Origin of the sequence: Streptomyces sp. NPDC092296 (assembly GCF_044755465.1) — a bacterium.
GTDB lineage: Bacteria > Actinomycetota > Actinomycetes > Streptomycetales > Streptomycetaceae > Peterkaempfera.
The window spans coordinates 952987-974433 of sequence record NZ_JBIVRB010000001.1 but is presented as its reverse complement, the minus strand read 5'-3'; the positions used below and the strand labels follow the sequence as shown (position 1 = coordinate 974433).

The following is a 21447-nucleotide window of genomic DNA, read 5'->3' as shown; positions in this document are numbered from 1 at the left end:
AGAGACTCTACTGAGGTGCCGAAACACCCAGCTGGGTGCGGGTTGAATCCTCGATCGGAGTACGCCTCGCGGCGGCCGGGTCGCGGTGGGCGGGCGCCCCGCGCCAGCAGTCGCCGCCGGCCCGGGTGGCGTCGCGCAGTGCGCGGTCGGCGGCGCGCAGCAGGGTGGCGGCATGGGCGCCGTCGCGGGGCAGCACGGCGATGCCGATGGCGGCGGTGAGGCCGTTGCCCGGCCGGGCGGCGGCGTCACCGGGCGCGCCGGGGCCACCGGACGGGCCGGGGGCGGTGCCGGGCGGCTCGGCGGGGAGCAGCAGCCGGTGGCGGCGGACCGTCCAGCAGAGCCGCTCGGCCACCTGGGCCGCGCCCTCCACCCCGGTGTCCGGCAGCAGCACCAGGAACTCCTCGCCGCCGTAGCGGCCCAGGGTGTCGGCGCGGCGCACCTCTATGGCGAGCCGCTGGGCCAGGTCGCGCAGCACGGCATGGGCGCGGTGGTGGCCGTGGGCGGCGCTGATCGCCTCGAAGCCGCTGATGTCGAGCAGCAGCACGGCGAGCGGACGCTCGCCCCGGGTGTGGCGGGCGACCTCGCGGTCCAGGGTGAGCTGGAGGTGGCGGTAGTTCCACACGCCGGTGAGGGGGTCGGTGACGGCGGTGCGCTCCAGGCCGGCGCGGGCCGCCTCCAGCCGCCGCACCCGCCGGCGCAGCTCGGCGGTGCGGGCGGCGCCGTGCCGGTGGCGCCGGCGCAGCCGGGCGGTGTGCACGCCCAGGGCCGCTGCGGTGGCGGACGTGGGCAGGCTGAGCGCCGCCAGGGCCTGGACCAGCACCGCCGTGGTCATGCCGAGCCGCCTCTCGTGATCGTGCCTGGTCAGATCGTGCCTGCTCAGATCGTGCCTGGTCAGATCGTGCCTGGTCAGATCGTGCCTGGTCACCGGCCGCCCCGGGTGTCGTACGGGGACGGCAGACTGGGCCGTACCGTGCCCGCGGCTGCCGCCGCCCCGGTCGAAAGTGAGAGCGGACCATTGATGGACAACGACAAAGCCGCTCTGAGGTCACGGCTGCTGGCCCGGCGAGTTTCGCTCTCCGCCGGGCAGCGGGAGAGCGCGGCCCGCGCGCTGGCCGCGCGGGTGCCGGCCCTGCTGGCGGAGGCGGCCGGGGGCACGGGCGCGAGCGGGGTCACGGGCGGGGTCACGGTGGCCGCGTATGTGCCGGTGGGGTCGGAGCCGGGCGGCCGGGCGCTGCCGGACGTGCTGCGCTCGGCCGGGGCCCGGGTGCTGCTGCCCGTACTGCTGCCGGACAACGACCTGGACTGGGCGGTCTACCAGGGCCCCGGCTCGCTGCTGGCGGCCGGGCGGGGGCTGCTGGAGCCGTCGGGGCCCCGGCTGGGCCCCGAGGCGGTGTGCGGGGCCGCCGTGGTGCTGCTGCCGGGGCTGGCCGTGGATGGCCGGGGGCTGCGGCTGGGCCGGGGCGGGGGCAGCTACGACCGGGTGCTGGCCCGGCTGGCGGCGGCCGGCTCCGGGGCGCGGCTGGTGACGCTGCTGTACGACGGGGAGCTGCTGGAGTCCGTCCCGGCCGAGCCGCACGACCGGCCGGTGGACGCCGTGCTGACCCCGTCCGGGCTGGTCCGGCTGCCCGTGCGGGACGGCGGGCCGGCGACGGCGGGCGAGGAGTAGCGGGGTCGCCGCTCCTCGCCCCCGCCGGTCATCCCTTGGTGAGCACCAGGTGGTCCTTGGTCGCCTTCTTCACCGCTTCCGGGGAGAACGCCCACGGCAGCAGCCGGCCGTCGATCCACAGCTGGGTCTGGTCGTTGTAGTTGGGGTGGTAGGCGTGGCCGGAGGCACCGCCCACGTTGATCCACTGCGAGGCGTCGAAGTTGCTGAGGTCGACCACCATCCGCATGGAGGGAATCCAGTCCACCTCATAGCCGGTGGCGGCGTTCCACCCGGTCGCGTCCACCGCCGCCGAGCCGCCGGAGAGCTGGTACGGACCCCGGTTGAGCAGCTTGTGGACGATGCCGGAGGCGAGGGAGGAGTCGTCGCTGCCCATCGTCTGCTCCTTGAGGGTCAGCGTGTGCAGCCGGCCCCAGCTCCAGGTGGAGATGGACTTGCTGAGCTTGGCGGTCAGCTCCTGCCGGGCGTCGGTCATGGCCTGGGCCAGCAGCGCGTCCCGGCCGTGGTGCACCCGGCCGTAGGCGTCGGTGTAGTCCCACCAGGGGCTCTTGGGGTCCTTGAGCAGCTGCCGCACGACCTCCATCCAGCGGTCGCCGCCGTCGGGCTGCGCGGTGCCGTCGTCCCGGACGCCGCACTCCTCGACCCGCTTGGGCTTGCCGCCCACCGCGTCGTCGGGCAGCGTCTCGTCGGCCTTCTGCTCGACCAGCTGGCAGTCGCCCTCGGCCCGCAGGTCGGCCGGGAACTTGTCGCCGAAGGCGCGCAGCAGCAGGTTGCGCCAGACGCCGTTGTAGTAGGCGGCGGCGGCGGAGCCGGAGTCCTGGTGGTAGTTCCAGTCCTTGAGCAGGTCCTGCGCGTCGCGGACGTAGGAGTCCTTGATGCCGATCTTCAGCAGGTAGGGCACCAGCGTCTTGGCCATCACGCTGGTGTTGTCCAACTGCATGTCCTGCATGTCGTCCGGCGAGATCTTGCTGCCGTTCTTCAGCTTGCTCTCGATCAGGTCGGTGATCTGCTTGGCGCGGGTGCCGTACTCCCAGTCCTTGGTGAGCAGGTACGGGTACGACTCGTCCACGACGGCCTGGTTGGCGGTCACGATGTAGCCGGACGGCGGGTCGTACGCCCAGGGGAGCGACTTGAACGGGATCGCCTTGTCCTTCCAGCGGTACGCCGGGTCCCAGCCGGGGGCCGGGTAGGTGCCGTCGAAGCGCTTGTCGCGGACCGGGATCATGCCGGGGGCCTGGTAGCCGATGTGGTTGTCGGTGTCGGCGTAGATGAGGTTCTGCGCGGGGACGGCGAAGTCCTTGGCGGCGTCGCGGAACTGGTTGAAGTTCTGCGCCCGGTCCAGCTTGAAGACCGCGTCCATGGTCTTGGCGGGGGTGAGCGCGGCCCAGCGCAGGGCCACGCCGTAGCCGGTGGTGCCCCGGTCGGGCGCGGCGTTGCCGACCGGCGCGTAGCTGCCGACCTTCTGGTCGGTCTCGCTCTGGTCGGAGATCAGCGGGCCGTTGTTGGTCTCCCGCACGGTGATCTCGACGTTCTTGCCTCCGGCGACCTTGATGGTCTCCTTGCGGACGGTGAACTTCTCGTCCTTGCCGTCGTAGAGGTAGGTGTCGGTGCCGGTGATCTTCTCCAGGTAGAGGTCCGCGACGTCCGGGCCGAGGTTGGTGAAGCCCCAGGAGATCTTCTGGTTGTGGCCGATGACCACGCCGGGCATGCCGGAGAAGGTGTAGCCGGTGGTGTCGAACGGGCAGGACGCGTCGACCGAGCGGCAGTGCAGGCCCATCTGGTACCAGATCGACGGCATACCCGGGCCCAGGTGCGGGTCATTGGCCATCAGCGGCTTGCCGGTGGTGGTCTTGCTGCCCGCGACCACCCAGGAGTTGGAGCCGATGCCCTGGCCGTTCGCGCCGAGCAGCTGCGGCACCGAGCCGACCTTGCCGGAGACGTCCTGCATCAGGCTGCCGACCAGCGCGCGGGCCTGGGTGGTGGTGTCGGGCTGCCCCCCGGCGGCGGCGCCGCTGCCGGAGTCCGCCGGGACGTAGCCGCCGGCGGCGACGGTGCCGGTCTTCAGGATGGTGCCGTTGCGGTCGTACGGGTAGGCGGGGTACAGCTGCCCGACCTGCTCGGTGCTGAAGTTCTCCTGGAGCAGCGAGCGGTCGATCTCGTCCTGCATGTTGCCGCTGAGGTCCCAGGCCATCGCCTTGAGCCAGGAGACGGAGTCGACCGGGGTCCACTTCTCCGGCGTGTAGCTGCGGTTGACGGCGCCGAGGAGGGTGTATTCCAGGGAGGCGGCGGAGCCGCCGGGGTGCTCGGCCAGCCAGGAGTTCACCCCTTCCGCGTAGGCCTGGAGGTACTTCTTGGTGGTGGCGGAGAGCTGCGTGTCGTACTCCTGCTGGGCCACCCGGGACCAGCCCATGGTGCGCAGGAAGGAGTCGGTGTCGACCTGGCTCTTGCCGAACATCTCCGACAGCCGGCCGGAGGTGATGTGGCGTCGGACGTCCATCTCCCAGAAGCGGTCCTGGGCGTGTACGTAGCCCTGGGCGCGGAAGAGGTCCTCCGGGGTGTCCGCGTACAGCTGCGGGATGCCGTTGGCGTCGCGCTCCACGTCGACCGGGCCGGACAGGCCGGCCACCCGGACGGAGCCGGTCACCTGGGGATAGGAGGCGCGGACGGTCCGCACGCCGAACCAGCCGCCGGTGGCGGCGCCGGCGACCAGCAGCAGGGCCAGCACGATCACGATCAGGCGAGCGCGCCGGAACTTCTTCGAGCGGGGCATCTGTGTCCTTGGCAGGGGGTCCTCTTCGGCGTACCTCCCGGGTGCGCCGGCCTGGGGCCCCACCCTAGGTGGATCGGCGGAACCGGCACGCACGTGGGGTCAGAGGGAGGTTACCGGGCCCGGCTGACCGTTCCCTCCATGTACCAAGAACAGGTAAACTGTTAGGCCGCATAACGATCCTTTTCCCGGCCGTACTTTCCGGCCTCCCGCAACACCAGCTGTGCCCGCCACGCCCGCCACTCCAGTGAGGTGCCCCTGCGTGACCGTCGACCGCCTCAACCTGCTGCTCCTGGTCTTCGCCGCCATCATGATCGTCGCCATGGCGGCCGTCCGACTCGCCACCCGCACCGGTCTGCCCAGCCTGCTGCTCTATCTCGGCATCGGCACCGCCATAGGGCAGGACGGCCTCGGACTGCACTTCGACAACGCCGCGCTCACCCAGGTACTGGGCTACGCGGCACTGGTCGTGATCCTCGCCGAGGGCGGTCTCGGCACCAAGTGGCAGGACATCCGGCCCAGCCTGCCGGCCGCCAGCGCGCTGGCCACGGTGGGCGTCGCGGTCAGCGTCTTCGTGACGGCGCTGGGAGCGCACTGGCTGGTCGGGCTCGACTGGCGGCTCTCGCTGCTGATCGGCGCGGTGGTGTCGTCCACCGACGCGGCGGCGGTCTTCTCGGTGCTGCGGCGGGTGCCGCTGCCCAAGCGGGTGACCGGGCTGCTGGAGGCGGAGTCCGGCTTCAACGACGCGCCGGTGGTCATCCTGGTGGTCGCCTTCGCCACCACCGAGCCGCTCGACTCCTGGTACGCACTGCTCGGCACTATCCTGGCCGAACTGGCGATCGGTCTGGTGATCGGCCTGGTGGTGGGCCGGCTCGGCGTCCTGGGGCTGCGGCACGTCGCGCTGCCCGCCTCCGGTCTGTACCCGATCGCGGTACTGGCACTGGTCGTTCTGGCCTACGCGGGCGGCGCGCTGCTGGACGGCTCCGGCTTCCTGGCCGTGTACGTCGCGGCGGTGATCCTCGGCAACGCCCGGCTGCCGCACGGCCCGGCGGTGCGGGGCTTCGCCGACGGGCTGGCCTGGGTCGCCCAGATCGGCATGTTCGTCCTGCTCGGACTGCTCGGCACCCCGCACACCATGCGGGACGCGCTGCTCCCGGCCATCGTGGTGGGGCTGGTGCTGGTCTTCGTCGCCCGGCCGCTGTCGGTGCTGCTGTCGACGCTTCCGTTCCGCATCCCATGGCGGGAGCAGGCGCTGCTCAGCTGGGCCGGACTGCGCGGCGCGGTGCCCATCGTGCTGGCCACCATCCCGCTGACGGCGGATGTGCCGGGCGCCCGCAAGGTCTTCAACGTGGTCTTCCTGCTGGTGGTCGTCTTCACCCTGATCCAGGGGCCGACGCTGCCCTGGGTCGCCAAACGGCTCAAGGTCTCCCGGCACTCCATCGGGCAGGACCTGGGCATCGAGTCGGCGCCGCTGGAGAAGCTGCACGGCCATCTGCTCTCGGTGGCCATCCAGGAGGGGTCCCGGCTGGTCGGCGTGGAGGTGGGCGAGCTGCGGATGCCGGCCGGTTCCGCGGTCACCCTGGTGGTCAGGAAAGGCACCAGCTTCGTCCCCGTGCCCGCCACCGTGCTCGGGCCCCGGGACGAGTTGCTGGTGGTCGCCACCGACCAGGTCCGTGACGCGGCCGAGCGGCGGCTGCGCGCCGTCGACCGCGGCGGCAAGCTGGCCGGCTGGCTGGGCACCCAGGGCTGACCCGGGCGCCCGGCGCCCCCGGGGCGCGCGGCCGTCAGTCCAGCACGGCCTGCGCGTCGATCTCCACCAGCATCGACTCATGCGGCAGCTCCACGAAGACGGTGGTGCGGCAGGGCTTCACGCCGGACCCCACATGGGCGTCGATGAACTCCCCGTACACCTCGTTCATCGGGCCGAAGTCCTCCCGCTTGGTGAGGTACACCCGGAACATCAGCACATCCGCCACCCGGGCCCCGCCGGCCTCCAGCACCGCGCGTACGTTCTCCAACGTGCGGCGGGTCTGCGCCCGGACGTCCCCCGGGTGCAGGTAGGCGCCGGTGGCCGGGTCCTGCGGGCCCTGGCCGGAGACCTGGAGCAGCGGCCCCTTGCGGACGCCCTGGGAGAACACCCAGGCGGGGGCGGGGGCGCCGTCGGTGCGGATCTCGGTCTTCTCGGTCATGCGGGGGTCCTCTCGGGTCGGCGGGGTTCGGACTGAGCGGGGTTCGGGGTGGGCGGGGTTCGGGGTGGGCGGGGTTCGGAGTGGGCGGGGTTCGGGTCGAGCGGCACGCTCAGGTGGGGGCCAGGCCGCAGTCGGCGGAGACGGCCGCTGCGGTCTCGCGGACCCGGGGCAGCAGCTCCAGCACCTGTTCGTACGTCAGCAACAGGTCCGGTACGGAGACCGACACCGCCGCGATCACCCGCCCGGTGGCGTCGCGGACCGGCGCCGCCACGCAGTTGATGAACGACTCGTGCTCCGCCCGGTCCGCCGCCCACCCCCGCCGGCGCACCTCGGCCAGCTCCGCGAGCAGCGCACCCGGCGTGGCCAGCGTGTGCGCGGTGAACGGGGTGTACTCGATCCCGGCCGCCACCCGGCGCCGCTCCGCCTCCGGCAGGTCGGCCAGCAGCACCTTGGAGACCGCCGCGCAGTGCAGCGGGGCGCGCAGCCCGATCCGGGAGTACATCCGCACCGGGTGCCGGGAGTCGTACTTGTCGATGTAGACCACCTCGCCGCCCTCGTACGCGGCCAGGTGCACGGTCTGCCCGGTCTCCGCGTTGAGCGCGGCCAGCTGCGGCGCGGCGACGGCCCGTACGCCGCGCTGCTCCAGCGCCAGGCCCGCCAGCGCGAACAGCTGCGGGCCGAGCCGGTAGCGGTGCGCGGCGTCGCGCTGCACCATCCGGGCGTCCTCCATCGGCCGCAGCAGCCGCAGCACGGTCGTCTTGTGCACGGCCAGCACGGCCGCCAGCTCGTCCAGGGTGCGCTCGCCCTCGCCCAGCTCGTGCAGCAGCAGCATGGCGCGTTCCACGGTCTGGCTCATCGGGCGCCTCCGGGCGGGTCGTTGTCGGCATTCGGGGGGCCCAGGGCCGGTGAGTCGATGCCGGCGGCGGTGACCCGGGTGGCGGCCCAGTCGGCGGGCGAGGCCGCCAGCAGCGCGTCCACGGCGGCGGGCGGGGGCGGCGGCGCGTGGTCGCCGGGGACGGTGAGGGCGGCGGCGGCGCAGAGGTGGCCGAGCCGCAGCCCGCGCCGCCGGTCCAGGCCGCGCAGCAGCGCCGTCAGATAGCCGGCCGCGAAGGCGTCACCGGCGCCGGTGGCCTCGACCACCTCCACCCGCAGCGCCGGTTCGGTGACCGTGCCGCCGTCGCGGGCGACGGCGGTGGCGGCGTGCTCGGCGTCCTTGACGACCAGGGTGGCCGGGTGCGGCAGCAGCGCGCGCAGGGCGGCCGGGTCGGCGGTGCCCAGTGCCTCGGCGGCCTCGTCGGCGCCGAGCAGCACCAGGTCGGCCGCGTCCAGCAGGCCGGGGAGCACCCCGGGGTCGCGCCCGTGCCACAGGGCGGGGCGCCAGTTGAGGTCCAGGCTGACGGTCCGTCCGGTGGGGCGGGGCCGGGCCAGCAGGGCGCGGAGCAGCGCCAGGCAGCTGTCCGAGAGCGCGGCCGTGATGCCGGAGAGGTGCACCAGCGGGGCGGCGGCCAGCAGCGCGGCGGCGGCGGGGTCGGCCAGCAGTTCGGGGCCGAGTGCGGAGGCCGCCGAGCCGCCCCGGTAGTAGTGCGGCCTGCTGCGGCCGGGGCCGGGGTCGTACGGATGTCCGCTGTACGGGTCGTCGGCGCCGGAGCCGACTTCCTTGAGGTAGAGGCCGGTGGGCCGGTGCGGGTCGACGGCGACGGCGGAGGTGTCGACGCCCCGGGCGGCCAGCTCCGCCACCAGGTGGCGGCCGAGGCCGTCCGCGCCGACTCGGCTGATCCAGGCGGCGGGCCGGCCCAGGGCGGCCAGCCCGCAGGCCACATTGGACTCGGCACCGCCCACCGTGCGGTGGAAGGCGGGTACGTGCTCCAGCGGGCCCGGCCGGTCGGCGACCAGCACGGCCATCGACTCGCCCACGCACACCGCGGCCGGGGGGCCGCCCGGTCTCCCGTCCGCCACCGGTGGTGCTCCCCTCGTCCGCGCCGCGATCGCGCGGCCGCATTGACCGGCGTCGGGCCCTGAGGTTAGATCACGGCGGGCAGAAAACGCAATGCTGGTTGCGAATGGTGCAACTTCCCAGGTCAGAAAGGGTTTTGGGCGGATGGCGGACCCGGCGGGGATCGACGAGGACCGGGTGGCCGCACTCGGGCGGGAGCGGCTGGACTGGCGGTTCAAGGCCGTCCCGGCCGCCGCCCACGGCAGCACGGTCACCGAGTACCTGGCGACCCGGCCGACCCTGGACGACCTCGGCACCCCGCTGCTGACCCTCGACGCCACCGCGCTCGGCCACAACCTGGACACCATGGCCGCCTGGTGCGCCGCCGCCGGGGTCGACCTCGCCCCGCACGGCAAGACCACCATGGCGCCCGCGCTCTGGCAGCGGCAGCTGGCGGCCGGCTGCTGGGGCATCACCCTGGCCAACCTGCCGCAGCTCCGGGTCGGCCGCGCCTTCGGCCTGCGCCGCGTCCACCTGGCCGGCGCCCTGCTCGACCCGGCCGGGCTCGCCTGGCTGGCGGCCGAGCTGGACGCCGACCCCGGCTTCGCCTTCACCTCCTGGGTGGACTCGGTGCGCTCGGTGCGGCTGATGGACGCGGCACTGCGCGCGGCCGGCGCCGGGCGCCCGGTCGACGTCTGCGTGGAACTGGGCGCCCCCGGCGGCCGTACCGGCGCCCGCAGCGCCGCCGACGCCCGGGAGGTGGCCCGCGCGGTGCGGGCCGCGCCCACCCTGCGGCTGATCGGCCTGGCCGGGTACGAGGGCGCTCTCGCCCATGACGCGGGACCGGCCGGACTGGCCGCCGTCCGGGGCTTTCTGACGGACCTGCTGGCGCTGTACGAGCGGCTGCGCCACGACGGGAGCTTCGAGGACGCCGACGAGGTCCTGCTGACGGCGGGCGGCAGCGCCTACTTCGACACCGTCGCGGAGGTGCTGGGCCGGGCCGCCGGGCCGGGCGTCCGGGTGGTGCTGCGCTCCGGCGCCTACCTGGTGCACGACGACGGCTTCTACCGGGGCCTCTCACCGCTCTCCCGGGGCGCCGGGCGGCCGCTGCGCTCCGCGATGCACGGCTGGGCCCGGGTGGTCTCCCGGCCGGAACCGGGCCTGGCGCTGCTGGACGCGGGCAAGCGCGACCTGCCGTACGACGAGGGGCTGCCGCATCCGCAGCTGGTGCGCGGCGGCGGTGCGCCGGGCGGCGCGGTCACCGCGCTCAACGACCAGCACACCTTCCTGCGCGGCGCGGCGGTGCGGATCGGGGACGTGGTCCGGCTGGGGCTCTCCCACCCGTGCACCGCGCTCGACAAGTGGTCGCTGATCCCGGTGCTGGACTCGGCGGACGCCGACCGGCCACGCGTGGTCGACCTGGTACGGACGTACTTCTGATGGCGGATCTGGTCTTCCGGGGCGCCACCGTGGTGGACGGCAGCGGCGCCCCCCGCCGCCGGGCCGACGTCGAGGTCACCGGCGGGCTGATCAGCGCCGTCACCGCGCCCGGCCGGGGCGGCGGCGGCCGGACGGCCGACGCCGACGGGCTGGTGCTGGCGCCGGGCTTCATCGACATGCACGCCCACTCCGATCTGCGGCTGCTGGTCGAGCCCGAGCACCCGGCCAAGGTGACCCAGGGCGTCACCTGCGAGGTGCTCGGCCAGGACGGGCTGTCGTACGCGCCGGTGGACGACCGCACCCTGGCCGCCACCCGCCGCCAGATCGCCGGCTGGAACGGCGATCCGCCGGGCTTCGCCTGGGACTGGCGCACCGTCGGCCAGTACCTGGACCGGCTCGACCGCTCCGGGATCGCGGTGAACGCCTGCTACCTGGTGCCGCACGGCTCGGTCCGGATGCTCGCCGTCGGCTGGGAGGACCGGCCCGCCACCCCCGCCGAGCTGGACCGGATGCGGCAGCTGGTCGCGGACGGCCTGCGGGAGGGCGCGGTGGGCATGTCCAGCGGCCTGACCTACACCCCCGGGATGTACGCGGGGACGGCGGAGCTGGTGGCGCTCTGCGAGGTGGTCGCGGCGTACGGCGGCTACCACTGCCCGCACCAGCGGTCCTACGGCGTGGGCGCGCTGGAGGGGTACGCCGAGATGGTGGAGATCGCCCGGCGGTCCGGCTGCCCGTTGCACCTGGCCCACGCCACGATGAACTTCGACGTCAACGCGGGCCGGGCGGGCGAGCTGCTGGCCCTGCTGGACGCGGCCGCCGCGGACGGCGTCGACCTGAGCCTGGACAGCTATCCGTACCTGCCCGGCTCCACCACCCTCGCCGCGCTGCTGCCCGGCTGGGCCGGTGCGGGCGGCCCCGACGCCACCCTCGCCCGGCTGCGCGACCCGGCCGCCCGCGCCCGCATCCGGCACGCCATGGAGGTGACCGGCAGCGACGGCTGCCACGGCGTGGTCACCGACTGGGCCACCGTCCAGATCTCCGGCGTACGCGACCCGGCGCTCGCGGACACGGTGGGCGCCACCGTCGCGGAACTGGCCGCCCGGCGGGGCACGGACGGCACCGGGGTCTTCCTGGAGCTGCTGCTGGCCGACCGGCTGGGCACCACGGTCCTCCAGCACGTCGGCCACGAGGAGAACGTGCGCGCGGTGCTGCGCCACCCGGCGCACACCGTCGGCAGTGACGGGCTGCTGGTGGGCGACCGGCCCCACCCCAGGGCCTGGGGCACCTTCCCCCGGCTGCTGGGCCGGTACGTCCGCGAGCTGGGCGTGCTCACCCTGGAGGAGGCCGTCGCCCGGATGACCGGCCGACCCGCCCGGCGGCTGCGGCTGCACCGGCGCGGTCTGGTGCGGCCCGGGTACGCGGCCGATCTGGTGCTCTTCGATCCGGCGACGGTGGCCGACACCGCCAGCTTCGAGGAGCCGCGCCGCGCCGCCGCCGGCATCCGGCAGGTCCTGGTCGGCGGCGTCCCCGTGCTCGACGCCGGGCGCCCCACCGGCGCCCGCCCCGGCCGCGCCCTGCGCCGCACCGCCGAGGGGACCCGGCCCCGGTGACCCCCGACAGCCCGGGTGACCCCGACGGCCCCGGTGACCCCGACAGCCCCGGTGCCCCCCGCCGGCCCCGACCCCGCCGAAAGGACACGCCCCCGGTGACCCCCGCCGACGACAACCCGCCCCGGACCGCCGCCGGGCCGCTCCCCGGGCTGGCCGCCGACCGCGTGATCGCCGTGGTGCGCGCCCCCCTGGTGCCCGACCCGCCGGCGCTCTGCGCCGCACTGGCCGCCGGGGGTATCCGCTGGGTGGAGTTCACCTGCACCACCCCCGGGCTGCCGGCCGTGCTGCGCTCCGCGACCGCCGCCGGCACCGGCTGCCGGATCGGCGCGGGCACCGTACTGACCGCCGCGCAGGCGCACGCGGTGCTGGACGCCGGGGCCGACTTCCTGGTGACGCCCGGCTGCCGCGCCCCGGTCGCGGCGGCGGGCCGGTCGGCCGGGGTGCCGGTGATCCTCGGGGCGCTCACCCCGACCGAGGTCGCCCAGGCGCTGGACCTGGGCGCGGCGGCGGTCAAGGTCTTCCCGGCGCGGGCGTTCGGCCCCCGCTACCTCAAGGACCTGGCCGGGCCCTACCCCGGGGTGCCGCTGGTCGCCTCCGGCGGGGTGAGCGCCGCCAACGCCGCCGACTTCCTGGCCCATGGCGCGCTGGCCGTCTGCGCGGGCACCGACGTACTGCCGCCGGACGCGGTCGCGGCGGGCGACTGGGCCGGGATCACCCGCCGCGCACTGGCCTTCACGGCAGCGCTCGCGTCCGGCTGAGCGGCGCGCGGTGACGGCCGCGCGCCACCCTCGGTAGAATGCGCCTACGTACGACCACGACTGGACTCTGTGACATCTGCCTGACGCAGAGCCGGCGCGACCGCTCGGCGGCCGTGGTCCGCGCCCCGGCCCGACCCTTCCGGCCGGCGGGCGGAGCCCTGGTATCTACCCCGGTCGGCGCACCTGAGGACGGCTCTCGGTGCGCCCGGGGCACAGCTGTACCCGGGCGCGCTACCAGGCAGCAGGAAGGACCGACCGTGACGGCTCGCCGAACGGTCGAAGGCGCGGGTTACGGCGCTCTGCTGCGCACCCCCGGCGCCTGGACGTTTCTCGTCCCCGGCTTCGCCGCCCGGCTGCCCTACGCGATGCTCGGCCTGGGCACCGTACTGCTGGTGCACCACACCCACGGCTCCTACGGCACGGCCGGCACCGTCGCCGCCGTGGCCGCCGTCGCACAGGCCCTGGTCGGGCCGCAGAGCGGCCGGCTGGCCGACCGGCTCGGGCAGGCGGCGGTGCTGGTGCCCGGCGTGCTGCTGCACGCCGTCTCGGTCACCGCGCTGATCGTGCTGGCGCTGAGCGGCGCGCCGGTCTGGGCGCTGTTCGCCGCCGCCGCGCCGGCCGGGGCCTCCGTACCGCAGATCGGCGCGATGGTGCGCGCCCGCTGGGTGGTGCGGCTGGGCGGTCCGGACGGGTCGGCGGGCGGGCCGATGCTGGGCACCGCCTTCGCCTTCGAGTCGGTGACCGACGAGTTCACCTTTGTGATCGGCCCGGTGATCGCCACCGCGCTGGCTACCGCCGTCGCACCGCCCGCCGGGCTGATCACCGAGGCGGCGCTCACCGTCGGCGGCGGCCTGGCCTTCGCCGCGCAGCGCCGTACCGCACCCGCCCGGCACCCCCGCCCGGCGGCGGGCGAGCGCCGGGCCTCGGCGCTGGCGGTGCCCGGGGCGCGGCTGCTGACGCTGGCCTTCCTGGGCATCGGCTCGGTCTTCGGCGCCGTACAGGTCTCGATGACGGCCTTCGCCGAGCAGGACGGGCGGCCGGGGCTGAGCGGCGTGGTGTACGGGGTCTTCGCCTGCGGTTCCATGCTCTCCGGGGTGCTGTACGGGATGGCCTCCTGGCGGCGCTCGGCGCAGCAGCGGATGGTGCTGGGCTACCTGGTGCTGGTGCTGGGCTGCTGCACGCTGTGGGCGATGCCCAACCTGGTCGCGCTGGCGGCGGCCGGTCTGGTCTGCGGGCTGGCCGTGGCGCCGAACCTGATCACCGGCTACACGCTGGTGGAGACGCTGGTCCCGGCGGACGCCAAGACCGAGGCGTTCACCTGGCTGACCGGCGCCATCGGGCTGGGCCTGGCGGTGGGCTCCACGGTCGCCGGGCAGCTGGCCGACTCGGTGGGGCCCTGGGCCGGGTTCCTGGTGCCGGTGGCGGGCACCGGGGCGGCCTTCGCGGTGCTGCTGGCGCTGCGCGGCCTGCTGGCCGGCCCGGCGGTCGGGGGCCGTACGGCGGCGCACGGCGGGGGGCCGGTGGAGGCGGCCACGACGCACCTCACATCGGCCGCGCTGGACTGAACGCGCGGAATGCCTCATCATTGAAGGTCGTTAGCACTCATCAGGTAAGAGTGCCAGGAGGAAGCAAGTGCCGACGTACCAGTACCAGTGCACCGAGTGCGGCAGCGGCCTGGAGGCGGTGCAGAAGTTCACCGACGACGCGCTGACCGACTGCCCGGAGTGCCAGGGCCGCCTTCGCAAGGTCTTCTCGGCCGTGGGTGTGGTCTTCAAGGGCTCCGGCTTCTACCGCACCGACAGCAGGTCGAGCTCCAGCAGCGCGGTGGGGGCCAAGCCCGCCGCGACGCCCGCCTCGGCGTCGTCGGGCTCCGGCACGGGCGGCGGCGACTCGTCGTCGAAGTCCGCGTCGAGCGGCAGCAGCGGCGGCTCGTCGAGCACCTCCTCCTCGGGCAGCAGCAGCACCCCCGCCGCCTGACCCGCGCATCCGCGGCGGCCCCGCCCGACCCCTCCGGGGGCCGGGCGGGGCCTTCGGTCTGTCCTGACGGACCCCGTCCCGACGGGCCCCGCTAGGCTTCCCACCATGGCGGACACCAGCAGCAACCGTACGGCCGGCTCCCCCGTGGACATCGCTCCGGTGGATGTCGGGGTGATCGGCGGCTCCGGCTTCTACGCCTTCCTGGACGACGTCACCGAGGTGGCCGTCGACACCCCCTACGGGCCGCCCAGCGACTCGGTGGTGGTCGGTGAGGTCGGCGGGCGGCGGGTGGCCTTCCTGCCGCGCCACGGCCGTGGCCACCACCTGCCGCCGCACCGGATCAACTACCGCGCCAACCTGTGGGCGCTGCGCTCGCTCGGCGCCCGGCAGGTCCTGGGGCCGTGCGCGGTGGGCGGGCTGCGCCCCGAGTACGGTCCGGGCACCCTGGTCGTGCCGGACCAGCTGGTGGACCGCACCTCGGGCCGGGTGCAGACCTTCTACGACGGCGTGCCGCTGGCCGACGGGCGGGTGCCCGCGGTGGTGCACGTCTCGCTGGCCGACCCGTACTGCCCGGTGGGGCGGCAGGTGGCCCTGACGGCGGCGCGCGGCTCCGACTGGGAGCCGGTGGACGGCGGGACGCTGGTCGTCATCGAGGGGCCGCGCTTCTCCACCCGTGCCGAATCGCGCTGGTACGCGGCGCAGGGCTGGTCGGTGGTCGGGATGACCGGGCACCCGGAGGCCGTGCTCGCCCGGGAGCTGGGGCTCTGCTACACCTCGATCTCGCTGGTCACCGACCTGGACGCGGGGGTGGAGACCGGCGAGGGCGTCACCCATGACGAGGTGCTGGCGGTCTTCGCGCAGAACGTGGGGCGGCTGCGCACGGTGCTGTTCGACGTGGTGGCGGGGCTGCCGGCCGAGCGGGACTGCATCTGCTCGCATGCGCTGGACGGGTTGGAGACCGGGCTCGGGCTCTGACGGCATCCCGCCGCACCCGCTGACCGGTCAAGCGATCCGGCCGGAATCACCCCTTGTGGGTGAACGGAGTTATCCATAGCCCGGGGTTTTCCACAGCTTCCGGGGTGGGGCTGGTGGGGGCGTGGCGGCGGGTCCACCGTGATCGGGACGTCCCTCGACGTCCCGAACCCAGGTGGTGTGCCATGAGCCCGACCCTTGACGCCGTCCCCGACCGCCCCCGGCACTCGACCGGCCGCCGTGCCGCCCCCGGGCGCGGGTCCGAGGTGCCGCCGCGCCGCGCCGTGCCGTCCTTCCCACCGATCCGGGCGGGCTGCGGTCGGCGGCACCGGCTGCGACAGGCCGTCCGGGGCCGACCCGGGCCGCTGGCGGCCGGCCTGGCGGCGGTGGCGGCGCTGGCCGTCGGGCCGCTGTACGGCACCGGCGTGCCCTCCGGCCGACCGGGCCCAGCGGGTGCGGCGGCGCCGCACTGCGTGGACGGCCACCGTACGGGCGGTGCGCCTGCGGGCGGTGGGCGGGTGGCCCGGTGAGCCCGGGAGTGCGGTCAGCCGTGGTGCGGGGGCTTCTGGCTCAGGTACCACTCCAGGTCACGGCCGCCGGTGGACTGCGGCGGGCCGCCCCAGCCGGTGTCGGTGTCGTCGGAGGTCTGGCGGTCCAGCGGGTCGTCGAAGACCAGCCCCGCCGGGAGCGGGCGGCGGGGTCGCGGCTGCTCCGCCCTGGTCAGCGGCGCCGTCTCCTGCTCCGGCTGCTGCTTCTGTTCCGGCTGCTGCTTCCGCTCGTCATCGCGGTCGTCGCTCATCGTCCTCGTCCTGCCGTCTCCGTGCCCGCCACGCCGCCTGCGGCGGCCACTCGCCCCCAGGGTAGGCGCCGACGCCCGCCGGGCAGCCGCGAGCCCCGGTGCGCGACGGGCGCGCCGGGGCTCGGGATCGGACGCTCAGGCTGCTTCGAAGCCCGAGTGGCTGGCCATGCGCTTGAGCTCGGCGAGGGCGTGCTTCTCGATCTGCCGGATGCGCTCACGGGTGAGGCCGTGCTGCTTGCCCACCTCGGTGAGAGTGCGTTCACGGCCGTCCTCCATACCGTAGCGGGAGCGGATGATGGATGCCGTCCGGTCGTCCAGTCGGCCGATCAGGTCGTCCAGCTGCTCACGCCGCAGCATCACCAGGACGGCGTCCTCCGGGGAGACGGCGGCGGTGTCCTCGACCAGGTCGCCGAACTGGGTCTCTCCCTCGTCGTCCACGGTCATATTGAGGCTGACCGGGTCGCGGGCCCAGTCCAGCACGTCCTTGACGCGCTCCTCGCTGCTGCCCAGCTCCGCCGCCACCTCGGCGGGCTCGGCCTCGCGGCCCAGTTCCTTGGACTTCTCCCGCTGCACCCGCCGTATCCTGCCGAGCTCCTCCACCAGGTGGACGGGGAGCCGGATGGTGCGGGACTGGTCGGCTATGGAGCGGGTGATGGCCTGGCGTATCCACCAGGTCGCGTAGGTGGAGAACTTGTAGCCCTTGGCGTAGTCGAACTTCTCGACCGCCCGCACCAGGCCGGCGTTGCCCTCCTGGATCAGGTCCAGCAGCGGCAGGCCGCTGCGCGGGTAGCGCCGGGCGACCGCGACCACCAGCCGCAGGTTCGAGCGGATGAAGACGTCCTTGGCGCGGTCGCCGTCGTCGGCTATCGCACGCAGCTCCTCCTCCGTGATGCCCTTGGGCAGCGCGCCCTCGTCGAGCAGGTGCTCGGCGTAGACGCCCGCCTCGATGCGCAGGGACAGCTCGACCTCCTGAGCGGCGTCGAGCAGAGGCGTCCTGGCGATCTCGTCGAGGTACATGCCGACGAGGTCGCGGTCGGCCTCATGGGTGGCCGGGCGGGCGCTACGCGTCCGGTCGGCCTTGTCGCGAACGACGGCACGGGTGGCCATGCGTGCTCCCTTGCTTGTATTGCCGGTGCTTGTGGTGCCGGTTTGCCTTCACTCTCCGGCGCGGGTCCGTCCCGGCCCCGCACTGACGTAACAATTCAACGGGCAGAATCCGGACATCATTCCCAGAGCGATCAATTTCTTGGACTGATGCAGTATCCTGACGGCTTTTCGCCTGGCAGTCGGACACACCGTACTCACACGGCCACGCACTGTGCGTCCGGCCCCCTCCATGGCATGCGCCTACCCAGGCGTCCGCCCTCCACTTCAACCAGAAGCCGGCCGCCGACCGTACCCGGCGAGCTTGGCGGCCACCCGCTCCAACTCCGCCTCGTCCAGCGCACGCGGCAGCCCCGCCGCCCGGGTGCGCAGATAGACATCGCAGAGCCACTCCAGCTGCTGGGCCAGCCCATAGGCGGCGGCCAGCGTGGCACCCGTGGTCACCGCGCCGTGGTTGGCCAGCAGGCAGCCACTCCTGCCCCCGGCCAGCGCGGCGGCCACCCCGGCCGCCAACTCCACGCTGCCGTAGGTCTGGTACGGCGCGATCCGCACCGGGCCGCCGAACATCGCGGCGTAGTAGTGCACCGGGGGCAGCTGCGAGAGGCCGTCCAGGCAGGCGGCGGCGGTGGCCGCCACGGAGTGGGTGTGCACCACGGCGGCGGCGCCGGTGGCCCGGTACGCGGCCAGATGGAAGGGCAGTTCACTGCTGGGCGGCAGGGGCGCCTCCACCGCGCTGCCGTCCAGCCGGTGAACGCCGATCAGCTCCGGTGTCAGCTCGTCGTAGTCCACGCCGCTCGGGGTGACCGCCAGCAGCTTCCCCTCCCGGACCGACAGGTTCCCGGCGGTGCCCACGACCAGCCCGTCGGGGCGCAGCCGCCGGGCATGGCGGACGATCTCGGTACGGGCTTCGGCGAGCAGCACGGCTCCCCCTACGGGGTCGGGGCCCGGGTGCGGCGCCCCGGGCCGGTCCGGTCGGCGCCGGGGGCCGCCGCCTCCGGCGTCGGGTCAGGCCGGTCGCCGGGCGGCGATCCGGGCCAGCAGCAGGTCCACCTGGGCGTCGGCGAAGGCGGCGTCGGCGGGCTCGCCCAGCACCAGGACGCGGTAGTACACCGGCGCGAGCAGGGCGTCCAGCGCTTCGGCCGCCTGCTGCTCGGTGGGTGCGTCCACGCCGAGGTCGGGCAGCAGCTCGTGCATCCGCCGCAGGTCGCGGGCCCGCTGCTCGCGCAGGAAGCCGTCCCTGACGGTGGCCGCCGCGCCGGGGTCCAGCTGCGCCTGGCCGATCAGGGTCTGGAGCACCCGCCCGGCGGGGGCGGTGCAGAGGAAGGCGCAGAAGGTGCGCAGATAGCTTCTGAGCGCATCGGCCGGCGCGGTGCGCTGCGGCTGCGGCTGCGGCTGCGGCTGCGGCCAGACCAGCTCCTTCTCGGCGTCCTGGAGCAGGTTGTCGTAGAGGATCTCGGCCTTGGACTTCCACCAGCGGTAGATCGTCTGCTTGGCCACTCCGGCGCGGGCCGCGATGCCCTCGATCGTCACCCCGTCGAAACCGCGCTCGGCCAGCAGGTCGTCGGCCGCGCTGAGCACCGCGACCCGGGCGCTCTCGCTGCGGCGGGCCGAGGCGGCGGACCGCTTGGCCCCGGGGGCGGCGGGGGGCCGGATGCTGTCGATGGCGCTGGGTCCTTCCGGGTTCGCGGGGTCGTTCGGCAAGGGTCGGGGGTGGGCCTCATTCTCCCACGCGCCCCTGGCGCCTCCCGCTCAGTCGGCGGACCGCCGGGAGCGCAGCGTCCCGGCGGCGACCCCGGCCGCGAGCAGGGCCACGCCCGCGCTGAAGACCACGCCGCCGATGCGCAGATTGGTCAGCTGGACGAGGACGCCGACGCCGACGACCGGGACCGACAACATCAGGTAGAGGATGGCGAAGAAGGTGGAGACGACCTCTCCCCGCTGCTGTGGCGGGGTGGCCGCGTTGATCGCACCCAGGCCGTTGCTCATCGCGACGCCGGTGCCCAGGCCGGTGAGGGCGGAGCCCACCACCAGCGGGGCGAGCTGCTCCGCGAGCAGCGCGACGGCGATCAGCACGGCGGCCGCCACCAGGCCCGCGCAGGCCGTCGGAAGGGCCGTGTCGGACCGCAGCCGCCCGGCGGCCAGCTGGCCCAGCGCGGTGCAGAGGAAGGCCACGGCGACGATCAGACCGGTGAGCGCCTGGTCGGTCAGGTGCAGCACCCCGCCGAGGAAGAGGCCGGTGACCGAGCCCAGCAGGCCGGTCACCGCGAAGCCCGAGCCGCTGGTGAGCGAGGTCCGCAGGAAGACGGCACGGATGGCGCCGGGGACGCGCAGCGGTTGCAGCTGGAATCGGAATCCGGTGGGGCTCTCCACCGTCTCCGGGAGCAGCCACAGGCAGCCGATCAGTGCCAGGACGACCAGGGCCAGGTCGATGATCCAGGGCAGTCGCAGCGGGCTGCCGGCCCACTCCGCGAGCACGCCGGCCAGCAGGTTGCCGCCGGCCAGTCCGCCCATGTTGGCGGCGATGGCGACAGTGCCCGCCCGCCGCTGGCGCTCCGGCCGCGCCAGGTCCAGCAGCCCGGCGGTGGCGCCGCCGGTGATCAGGGCGGCGGAGAAGCCGGAGAGCATCCGGGCCACCAGCACCATGGCCAGCCCGTGGGCCACGATGAAGAACACGGCGGCGGCCGCCGAGAGCAGCAGGGAGAGCAGCACCACGGGCCGGCGGCCGATCTGGTCGGACAGCCGCCCGAAGACCAGCAGTCCCGCAACGACACCGATCGCGTACACGGCGAAGATCACCGTGATGGTCAGGTCGGAGAAGCCGAAGGCGCGCACATAGAGCGGGTAGAGCGGGGTGGGCATGGTGGTGCCCGCCATGGAGATCCAGAAGGCGAAGGTGAGCACGGCCCAGACGGCGGGCCCGGGTGGGGTCGCCCCTTCCGCGCCGGGTGCGGCATGGGTGGCGGACATCGACGGCTCCTCGGGGCACGTCGGCGGGCAGGGCAGGCTCTCACCCCGGCCCGGGGCGGATGCGGCGTCCCGACCACGGTAACCCGGGAGACGCAACGTTGCGTCCATGCTCGCGCGACTCGCGGCGGCTTGGGCCGGGAGGGTGCCCGGCGTGCGGCCGAACGCGCAGACGGAACGGGCGCGGGCCGGAGGACCGACCCGCGCCCGTTCCGGCGCCCGACACGGCTGGGCTCAGCGGTCGACGGTCCGGTCGAAGTAGGTGGTGGTGTGCCGCAGGGTGGCCCTCAGTTCCTCACCGACCGTCGGCGGGGCGGTGTCACCGGGCACGAAGAGGATGCTGACCTGCATGTGCGGGGGTTCGGCGAAGGCGGCCTTGCGCCCGCCCCAGCTGAACGGGGAGACGGTGCGGTTGACCGTCGCCAGCCCGGCGCGGGCCAGGTTCTTGGCGCGCGGGGTGACACCGGTCATGTGCTTGGGCGCCTCCAGGCCGACCCCGTGGGCGGTGCCGCCGGCCACCACGACCAGGTGCCCGTCCATCGGTGCCTTGAGCTGCCGGTAGCCGTAGCGGTCGCCCTTGACCACCGGTGTCACGTCCAGCACCGTGCCCCGGCAGTCCAGTGCGCCGTGGTCGCCCAGCCAGAGCCGGGTGCCGATGCGCGGCCGGATCACCGTTCCCGGGTGCAGCCCGCGCAGCCGGCCCAGCTCCTCGGCCGAGAGATGGCTCACGTACACGGCCGGGATCGGCAGCCCGGCGGCGGTCAGCCGCCCGATCCAGGCGGTGCACTCCTGCACCGGGTCATAGCCGTCGGGGTGGTCCAGCGGCAGGTGCAGGGCGAAGCCCTCCAGCCGGACGTCGTCCAGCGCGGCACCCAGCTTGGCCACGTCCTCGGGGTTGATGCCGTGCCGGCGCATGCTGGTCATGCACTCCACCACCACCCGCCGCCCGACCAGGGCGCGGACCCCGGAGACGCTGGCGACGGTGCGGACCACCCGGCCGGGCAGCGGCACCGGGTCCTCACCGATCCGGTACGGGGTGAGGACCAGCACATCGCCGCCGAAGTCCTCCACGGCATCCCGAGCCTCGTACGAGGTGCCGACCGCCAGCATCGGCGCACCCAGCCGGGTGGCCTCCTCAGCCAGCCGCCGGTTGCCGAAGCCGTAGCCGTTGCCCTTGGCCACCGGGACGAGGCCCGGGAACGCGTCCAGCACCGACTGCTGGTGGGCGCGCCAGCGGGCGGTTTCCACGTAGAGCGAGAGCGCCATCCGGA

General features: G+C 74.5%; 20 protein-coding genes. 9 read left to right on the top strand and 11 right to left on the bottom strand.

What is annotated here, in order from left to right; genetic code table 11:
• Nucleotides 1–7: 7 nt before the first annotated feature.
• Nucleotides 8–925 carry a GGDEF domain-containing protein gene (locus ACIQGZ_RS04545; RefSeq protein WP_402599318.1) on the bottom strand — a complete coding sequence of 306 codons (918 nt, stop codon included), beginning with the start codon at nt 923–925 and terminating at the stop codon, nt 8–10.
• Between the two features lie 93 nt (nt 926–1018).
• Here ACIQGZ_RS04545 and ACIQGZ_RS04540 point away from each other — a divergent pair, with 93 nt between their 5' ends.
• Nucleotides 1019–1666, top strand: a complete 648-nt coding sequence (locus ACIQGZ_RS04540) for a 5-formyltetrahydrofolate cyclo-ligase (RefSeq protein ID WP_402599317.1) — start codon at nt 1019–1021, stop codon at nt 1664–1666.
• Between the two features lie 28 nt (nt 1667–1694).
• Here ACIQGZ_RS04540 and ACIQGZ_RS04535 read toward each other — a convergent pair whose 3' ends face one another.
• Nucleotides 1695–4433, bottom strand: a complete 2739-nt coding sequence (locus ACIQGZ_RS04535; RefSeq protein WP_402599316.1) for a penicillin acylase family protein — start codon at nt 4431–4433, stop codon at nt 1695–1697.
• A gap of 259 nt (nt 4434–4692) precedes the next feature.
• On the opposite strand from ACIQGZ_RS04535, the gene ACIQGZ_RS04530 reads away from it, so the two are divergent.
• On the top strand, nt 4693–6180 hold the full coding sequence (locus ACIQGZ_RS04530; protein WP_402599314.1) for a potassium/proton antiporter: 1488 nt from the start codon (nt 4693–4695) through the stop codon (nt 6178–6180).
• Nucleotides 6181–6214: 34 nt separating this feature from the next.
• Here the strand turns inward: ACIQGZ_RS04530 and ACIQGZ_RS04525 are convergent, their stop codons facing one another.
• From ACIQGZ_RS04525 to ACIQGZ_RS04515, 3 genes are all read right to left on the bottom strand, one after another.
• Nucleotides 6215–6619: a RidA family protein gene (locus ACIQGZ_RS04525; RefSeq protein ID WP_402599313.1), complete on the bottom strand. Its 405-nt coding sequence runs from the start codon at nt 6617–6619 to the stop codon at nt 6215–6217.
• A gap of 109 nt (nt 6620–6728) precedes the next feature.
• Nucleotides 6729–7475 carry an IclR family transcriptional regulator gene (locus ACIQGZ_RS04520; RefSeq protein WP_402599312.1) on the bottom strand — a complete coding sequence of 249 codons (747 nt, stop codon included), beginning with the start codon at nt 7473–7475 and terminating at the stop codon, nt 6729–6731.
• On the bottom strand, nt 7472–8575 hold the full coding sequence (locus ACIQGZ_RS04515) for a sugar kinase (protein WP_402599311.1): 1104 nt from the start codon (nt 8573–8575) through the stop codon (nt 7472–7474). The genes ACIQGZ_RS04520 and ACIQGZ_RS04515 overlap by 4 nt, the downstream gene beginning before the upstream one ends.
• Before the next feature lie 142 nt (nt 8576–8717).
• Between ACIQGZ_RS04515 and ACIQGZ_RS04510 the strand changes: the two genes are divergently transcribed.
• The 7 genes from ACIQGZ_RS04510 to ACIQGZ_RS04480 all read left to right on the top strand — a co-directional run bounded on the left by ACIQGZ_RS04510 (nt 8718) and on the right by ACIQGZ_RS04480 (nt 15839).
• Nucleotides 8718–9992, top strand: coding sequence for an alanine racemase (locus ACIQGZ_RS04510; protein WP_402599309.1), 1275 nt, complete (start codon nt 8718–8720; stop codon nt 9990–9992).
• Nucleotides 9992–11602 carry an amidohydrolase family protein gene (locus ACIQGZ_RS04505; protein WP_402599307.1) on the top strand — a complete coding sequence of 537 codons (1611 nt, stop codon included), beginning with the start codon at nt 9992–9994 and terminating at the stop codon, nt 11600–11602. The genes ACIQGZ_RS04510 and ACIQGZ_RS04505 overlap by 1 nt, the downstream gene beginning before the upstream one ends.
• Before the next feature lie 95 nt (nt 11603–11697).
• Complete coding sequence (locus tag ACIQGZ_RS04500) at nt 11698–12360, top strand: bifunctional 4-hydroxy-2-oxoglutarate aldolase/2-dehydro-3-deoxy-phosphogluconate aldolase (protein ID WP_402599306.1); 663 nt, start codon at nt 11698–11700, stop codon at nt 12358–12360.
• Between the two features lie 257 nt (nt 12361–12617).
• Nucleotides 12618–13925 carry an MFS transporter gene (locus ACIQGZ_RS04495; RefSeq protein WP_402599305.1) on the top strand — a complete coding sequence of 436 codons (1308 nt, stop codon included), beginning with the start codon at nt 12618–12620 and terminating at the stop codon, nt 13923–13925.
• 67 nt (nt 13926–13992) lie between these two features.
• On the top strand, nt 13993–14337 hold the full coding sequence (locus ACIQGZ_RS04490) for an FmdB family zinc ribbon protein (RefSeq protein ID WP_402599304.1): 345 nt from the start codon (nt 13993–13995) through the stop codon (nt 14335–14337).
• 105 nt (nt 14338–14442) lie between these two features.
• On the top strand, nt 14443–15312 hold the full coding sequence (locus ACIQGZ_RS04485) for an S-methyl-5'-thioadenosine phosphorylase (RefSeq protein ID WP_402599303.1): 870 nt from the start codon (nt 14443–14445) through the stop codon (nt 15310–15312).
• A 182-nt stretch (nt 15313–15494) separates the two neighbouring features.
• The gene (locus ACIQGZ_RS04480; protein WP_402599302.1) at nt 15495–15839 is read left to right on the top strand and encodes a hypothetical protein; all 345 of its coding nucleotides are present in this window, start codon (nt 15495–15497) and stop codon (nt 15837–15839) included.
• A 14-nt stretch (nt 15840–15853) separates the two neighbouring features.
• Here ACIQGZ_RS04480 and ACIQGZ_RS04475 read toward each other — a convergent pair whose 3' ends face one another.
• The 6 genes from ACIQGZ_RS04475 to ACIQGZ_RS04450 form a co-directional block, all read right to left on the bottom strand.
• A complete protein-coding gene (locus ACIQGZ_RS04475; protein WP_402599300.1) occupies nt 15854–16108 on the bottom strand; it encodes a hypothetical protein in 255 nt (84 codons plus the stop codon).
• A gap of 135 nt (nt 16109–16243) precedes the next feature.
• Nucleotides 16244–17215: a sigma-70 family RNA polymerase sigma factor gene (locus ACIQGZ_RS04470; protein WP_402599299.1), complete on the bottom strand. Its 972-nt coding sequence runs from the start codon at nt 17213–17215 to the stop codon at nt 16244–16246.
• 264 nt (nt 17216–17479) lie between these two features.
• Nucleotides 17480–18133, bottom strand: coding sequence for a class II aldolase/adducin family protein (locus ACIQGZ_RS04465; RefSeq protein WP_402599298.1), 654 nt, complete (start codon nt 18131–18133; stop codon nt 17480–17482).
• 84 nt (nt 18134–18217) lie between these two features.
• Nucleotides 18218–18913: a TetR/AcrR family transcriptional regulator gene (locus ACIQGZ_RS04460; RefSeq protein WP_402599296.1), complete on the bottom strand. Its 696-nt coding sequence runs from the start codon at nt 18911–18913 to the stop codon at nt 18218–18220.
• A 48-nt stretch (nt 18914–18961) separates the two neighbouring features.
• Complete coding sequence (locus ACIQGZ_RS04455; protein WP_402599295.1) at nt 18962–20179, bottom strand: MFS transporter; 1218 nt, start codon at nt 20177–20179, stop codon at nt 18962–18964.
• A gap of 231 nt (nt 20180–20410) precedes the next feature.
• Entirely contained in the window at nt 20411–21442 is a 1032-nt protein-coding gene (locus ACIQGZ_RS04450) for an alanine racemase (protein WP_402599294.1), read from the bottom strand.
• Nucleotides 21443–21447 lie beyond the last annotated feature (5 nt).